The sequence below is a fragment of the uncultured Campylobacter sp. genome, from assembly GCF_937949835.1.
Taxonomy (GTDB): domain Bacteria; phylum Campylobacterota; class Campylobacteria; order Campylobacterales; family Campylobacteraceae; genus Campylobacter_B.
In genome coordinates, this window is record NZ_CALEDC010000167.1 from 1 (window position 1) to 4,535 (window position 4,535).

Consider the following 4,535-nt stretch of genomic DNA (forward strand, 5'->3'; position numbering starts at 1 on the left):
CTTAGGTACCGGAATTTACGGCGTCGCAGCAGGCAATGTAACGCTAGCCGCAGTCGGATTTTTAGCAGGCTGCTACCACGTAGTAAACCACGCAATATTCAAAGGCCTTTTATTCCTATGTGCAGGCTCGGTGATCCACGCTACTCATACGCAGAATATGGACGTGCTAGGAGGGCTAGCAAAAAAAATGCCTCTAACTGCTGTCGGTATGTTTATCGGTATCATGGGTATCGCAGCGCTTCCTCCGGTAAATGGCTTCGTTTCAGAGTGGTTTACCTATCAAGGAATGCTTCAAGGTGCTAAGGAAAGCGGAATTTTCATTAGATATGCCTTCTCTTTAGCAGTAGTCGCTCTTGCACTTACCGGCGTTTTGGTCGGTATGCACCTTAAGCTTTATGCGGTAATCTTCGCAGGAACCCCAAGGGATGAAAAAATTTGGGGAAATGCGAAAGAAAGCCCATTAGGAATGGTTTTAGGAATGATCATTTTGATGATAGGCTGCGTAGGATTTGGCGTAGGCGCACACTTCATAGTCGATTACATAATGCAAGCGGTAAATTCTATTACTTCCAATAGTGGGTATGTCGCAAGCCTAGGCGCTTCGTCAATCACTTCGCCTTTGGGAAGTATCGTTTCAACTCCTCTTATTGCAGTGATTTTGTGTTCTACAATGCTGCTTCCGTTTATCATCCTAGCGGTTATGAAAGCAAATCGCGACAAACCTCGTGAGACCGATCCTTGGGCGTGCGGCTTTAAATATAGCCCTCGCATGCAGATGACCGGCGGTCCTTTTACCGGCGATTTAAGAAAGATTATGGACTGGCTATTTAGAGGTCATAAACGCAGAATAGAGCAAAACGGCTACTTCGGACCGATCGAGTATCACAACCACCCACAAGACATTTGGTGGACGATGATTTATCAACCGGTAATCGATTGGAGTAAGAAGATCGCCGATAAGATAGGAATTATTCAAAGCGGCTATGCAAATTTATATACGCTTTACATCCTAATCTATCTTTGCGCGATACTGGGCGTCGGATATTTCTTGATCTAGGATGTTTGAGAGGCAGACAAGACAAACTATAATTTTAATGATATTTCAAGTCGCGGTTATCGTCCTAGTCGCTCCACTCTTCGACGGTATGGCGAGAAAACTTCGAGCCAAGCTTCAGTCGAAACAAGGAAGCGATTTTTTCCAGACTTACCGCGATATTATTAAGCTTTTTAAGCGCGGCAGAACCGTTCCTGCGTGTAGCCACTGGGTATTTAGATGGGCGCCGTTTTTCCTTTTCGCTACTTCGGCGGCGATCTTGGCGGCTATTCCTATTACATACAGCAAAGATACTCTTTTCGGAGCGTATTCGGATATTTTCGTTATCCTATATCTAGGCGCGCTTTTGCGCTTCGTATTCGGTGCGGCTTCGATAGATAGCGGTAACCCGTTTGCTGCAACCGGCGGCGGACGCGAGCAGATGCTTGCCGTTTTTGTCGAGCCTGTGATGATGATGTGCCTAATCGTAGTAATGATGGCTGCGGGAACTTCAAATTTAGTTGAGATCCAGCAGATGGTACGCAGCGGTCAGATCGGCTATCAAATTCCAAGCTTTGCTGTCGCTTCGATTGCGTTTTTATGGTGTATGTATGTCGAGACCGGCAGAAAGCCATTTGATCTTGCCGAAGCCGAGCAAGAGCTTCAAGAAGGACTTTTGGGCGAATATGCAGGCAGCGATCTCGGCTTAGTGCAAGCGGCGCTTATTTTGAAGCAATTTGCGATGATCGGATTATTCCTAACGATATTTGAGCCGTGGAATTTTAGCAATCCGCTTTTAGCGATCATAATCTTTGTGCTAAAAACCGGCGTATTTTACGTAGCAGCCGTTTTCATCGACAACTTTGGACCGCGCTTTAGAATGACTTCGAGCATGCGCAAAATTTCATGCGGCGCTCTTGCCATTGCTTTTGCGGCATTAACGCTTTACGTAGTAGGATTTTAAGATGAATAGTATCGATATTTTAGCAATTTGTATGATCGTAACGTCACTCGCGGTATTCGGACTTAGAAATTTAAAGCTTTCGATCGGAATTTACGCGATTCAGACGTTACTTTTGGTAAGCATATTTTTTATGCTGTATTCTAACTTCAATGCGCCGCAGCTTAGAATTTGGGCGATAGTGGCGTTTTTTACGAAGGTTATTTTCGTGCCAGGAATTTTATTTTGGCTAGTTAAAAAGCTGGATGTGATCAGCGAGGATGAGCCGGTAGGCGGCTTTTTCGTAAGCCCCGTTATTGCGATGGGATTTTCGCTAGCGATTGCGATGACAATCAATCCGATCTTGCTTAAATTCTCTCTTATTCAAGAAAGAATCGTTCTAATAGCGGCGGTAACCGTATTTATGATGGGAATTTTTGGCTTCATGCTAAGAAATTCTTTCATCAAGCAAATTCTAGCCTACTGCCTCTTTGAAAACGGCATCCACCTAAGCCTAGCGCTTATGGCTTACAACTCTCATGAGCTAGTAGAGCTTGGAATTTTAACCGACGCGATCTTTGCGGTTATTATTATGAGCGTTTTGGCAGTTAGATTTTACAAAGCTTATGACGGACTTGATACGTCTAAAGCTTCGAATTTAAGGGGTTAATGATGAATAGTTTAGCTTTTATATTAATTTTTCCGTTGCTCGGAGCGCTGATATTATTCTTATGCCCTAAGAATTTCAAGCTCCTAAGCACGCTACACGTTTTGATTTCTGCAGTTACATCCGCAGGGCTACTCTGTAACGTAGGCAAGCTTCTAAGCGGCAATGCCGAGGCGTTTTACGCATACGATAAATTCCTATTCCTAGATAGCCTAGGTTGCGTATTTTTAGTGCTAATCGCCGTAACGGGCTTTTTGGTAAATTTATACTCCACCACCTATATGAAATGGGAGATACAGGGCGGTCATCTGGATCTTAGCGATCTTAGAAAATACTATGCGCTCTGCCACGTTTTCGTTTTTACGATGACGCTTAGCGTGATCTGTAATAACGTCGCGTTTATGTGGGCTGCGGTAGAGGCTACTACGTTAGCTTCGGTATTTTTGGTCGCTATTCATAAAGATAAAAAATCTACCGAGAGCGGTTACAAATATATCGTTATATGCTCGATCGGCTTAGCGTTTGCACTTTATGCGACCGTTTTACTATATGCGGCTACATTCAAAATCACAGGCGACGGCGAGGCTTCGATGCTTTGGACGAGCATTATGGATAATGCCAAAAATTTAAACGGCGACGCTGCTAAGCTTATCTTTATCTTTGCGTTGATCGGCTTTGGAACCAAAGCGGGACTTGCTCCTACTCACACTTGGCTTCCTGATGTTCACGCAGAAGGTCCGGCTCCGATTTCAGCACTACTTTCGGGCGTACTTTTAAAATGTGCGATGCTAGCGATATTTAGATATTACGCTATTACAGCTCAAGCTGTAGGCTTTGACTTCGTTCAATCCGTGATGTTAATTTCCGGTACGATCACGCTATTTATAGCAGGAATTTTCCTCGTTCGTCAGCACGACGTAAAGAGGATGTTTGCTTACCACTCGGTCGTTCATATGGGTGTTATTGCATTTGCGCTAGGCATCGGCGGATATTTCGGCTTGCTTGCCGCGATCTTTCACTGCTTAGCTCACAGCTTTACCAAGGCTCTTGCATTCTGCTCTACCGGTAATATCGCTAGAATTTACGGTCACAAAGATATGTCTAGAATGGGCGGTATGGTAAAAATCGCTCCGCTTACTACGATAATGTTTGGTGCTGCGGTTTGCTCGCTCGTAGGTGTTCCTGCGTTTGCGATCTTTGTAAGCGAATTTAACGTTTTCAAAGGCGCGATAGCCAGCGGTCAATACATAGCCGTAGCATTATTTGCGATCGCGCTCGTAATTATTTTCATTGCGGACTTCGCACACTTTAATCTAGCGAGCTTCGGTACGCCTAAAGGTGAAGTGGTTTATGCTAAAGAGATGAGCTTGTTTGAAAATTTACCGCTAATCTTGCTTTGCGCTTTAGTGATAATTTTCGGCGTATGGCACGTAGGTGATTTTTGGATGCTCGTCGAAAACGGCGTTAGAATAATGATGAGAGGTTAAAAATGAGAGGCGATAAATTTATAGAAATTTTAAAGACCAAAGTCAAGGTCTTAGAAGTTACCCGCCAAGCCGAGGATCAAATCACCGTTTTAGTGGATAGAAATGATCTGCCGCTTGCGGTTAAAACGCTGTATTATGATATCGGCGGTTTTATCAGTACGATGATCCCTAACGATGAGCGCGAGCTAAACGGAAATTTCGCGCTTTACTATGCGATATCTATGGAAGGTGGAAAGATGACCGAAGCCGAGGATTTTGCCGCAGAGGATAAATGCTTCATCACCGTTAGGACGCTAATTCCTGGATCGGATCCTACGTTCCCGTCGGTTACTCCTTTAGTGCCTGCTTGCGTATGGTACGAAAGAGAAGCCTTCGATATGTTCGGTTTAATCGCTGAGGGCTTGCCTG

Annotated in this window: 5 protein-coding genes; all 5 read left to right on the forward strand. The window is 44.4% G+C overall.

The window, feature by feature from the left end; translation table 11 throughout:
* Nucleotides 1–1,057: proton-conducting transporter membrane subunit (locus tag Q0256_RS03620; RefSeq protein ID WP_297960123.1), on the forward strand; the 1,057-nt coding region annotated here is incomplete at its 5' end.
* A gap of 1 nt (nucleotide 1,058) precedes the next feature.
* Complete coding sequence (locus tag Q0256_RS03625) at nucleotides 1,059–1,997, forward strand: NADH-quinone oxidoreductase subunit H (RefSeq protein ID WP_297960125.1); 939 nt, start codon at nucleotides 1,059–1,061, stop codon at nucleotides 1,995–1,997.
* A gap of 1 nt (nucleotide 1,998) precedes the next feature.
* Nucleotides 1,999–2,643: a hydrogenase 4 membrane subunit gene (gene hyfE / locus Q0256_RS03630; RefSeq protein WP_297879995.1), complete on the forward strand. Its 645-nt coding sequence runs from the start codon at nucleotides 1,999–2,001 to the stop codon at nucleotides 2,641–2,643.
* A 2-nt stretch (nucleotides 2,644–2,645) separates the two neighbouring features.
* Nucleotides 2,646–4,127, forward strand: coding sequence for a hydrogenase 4 subunit F (locus Q0256_RS03635; RefSeq protein WP_297960127.1), 1,482 nt, complete (start codon nucleotides 2,646–2,648; stop codon nucleotides 4,125–4,127).
* A gap of 2 nt (nucleotides 4,128–4,129) precedes the next feature.
* The coding region (locus tag Q0256_RS03640) for an NADH-quinone oxidoreductase subunit C (protein WP_297960129.1) at nucleotides 4,130–4,535 on the forward strand (406 nt) is incomplete at its 3' end.

Excerpts from the sequence above, each read along its gene's own strand:
- Q0256_RS03625 (WP_297960125.1), top strand. The coding sequence starts at position 1,059 with ATGTTTGAGAGGCAGACAAGACAAACTATAATTTTAATGATATTTCAA.
- hyfE (WP_297879995.1), top strand. The coding sequence starts at position 1,999 with ATGAATAGTATCGATATTTTAGCAATTTGTATGATCGTAACGTCACTC.
- Q0256_RS03635 (WP_297960127.1), top strand. The coding sequence starts at position 2,646 with ATGAATAGTTTAGCTTTTATATTAATTTTTCCGTTGCTCGGAGCGCTG.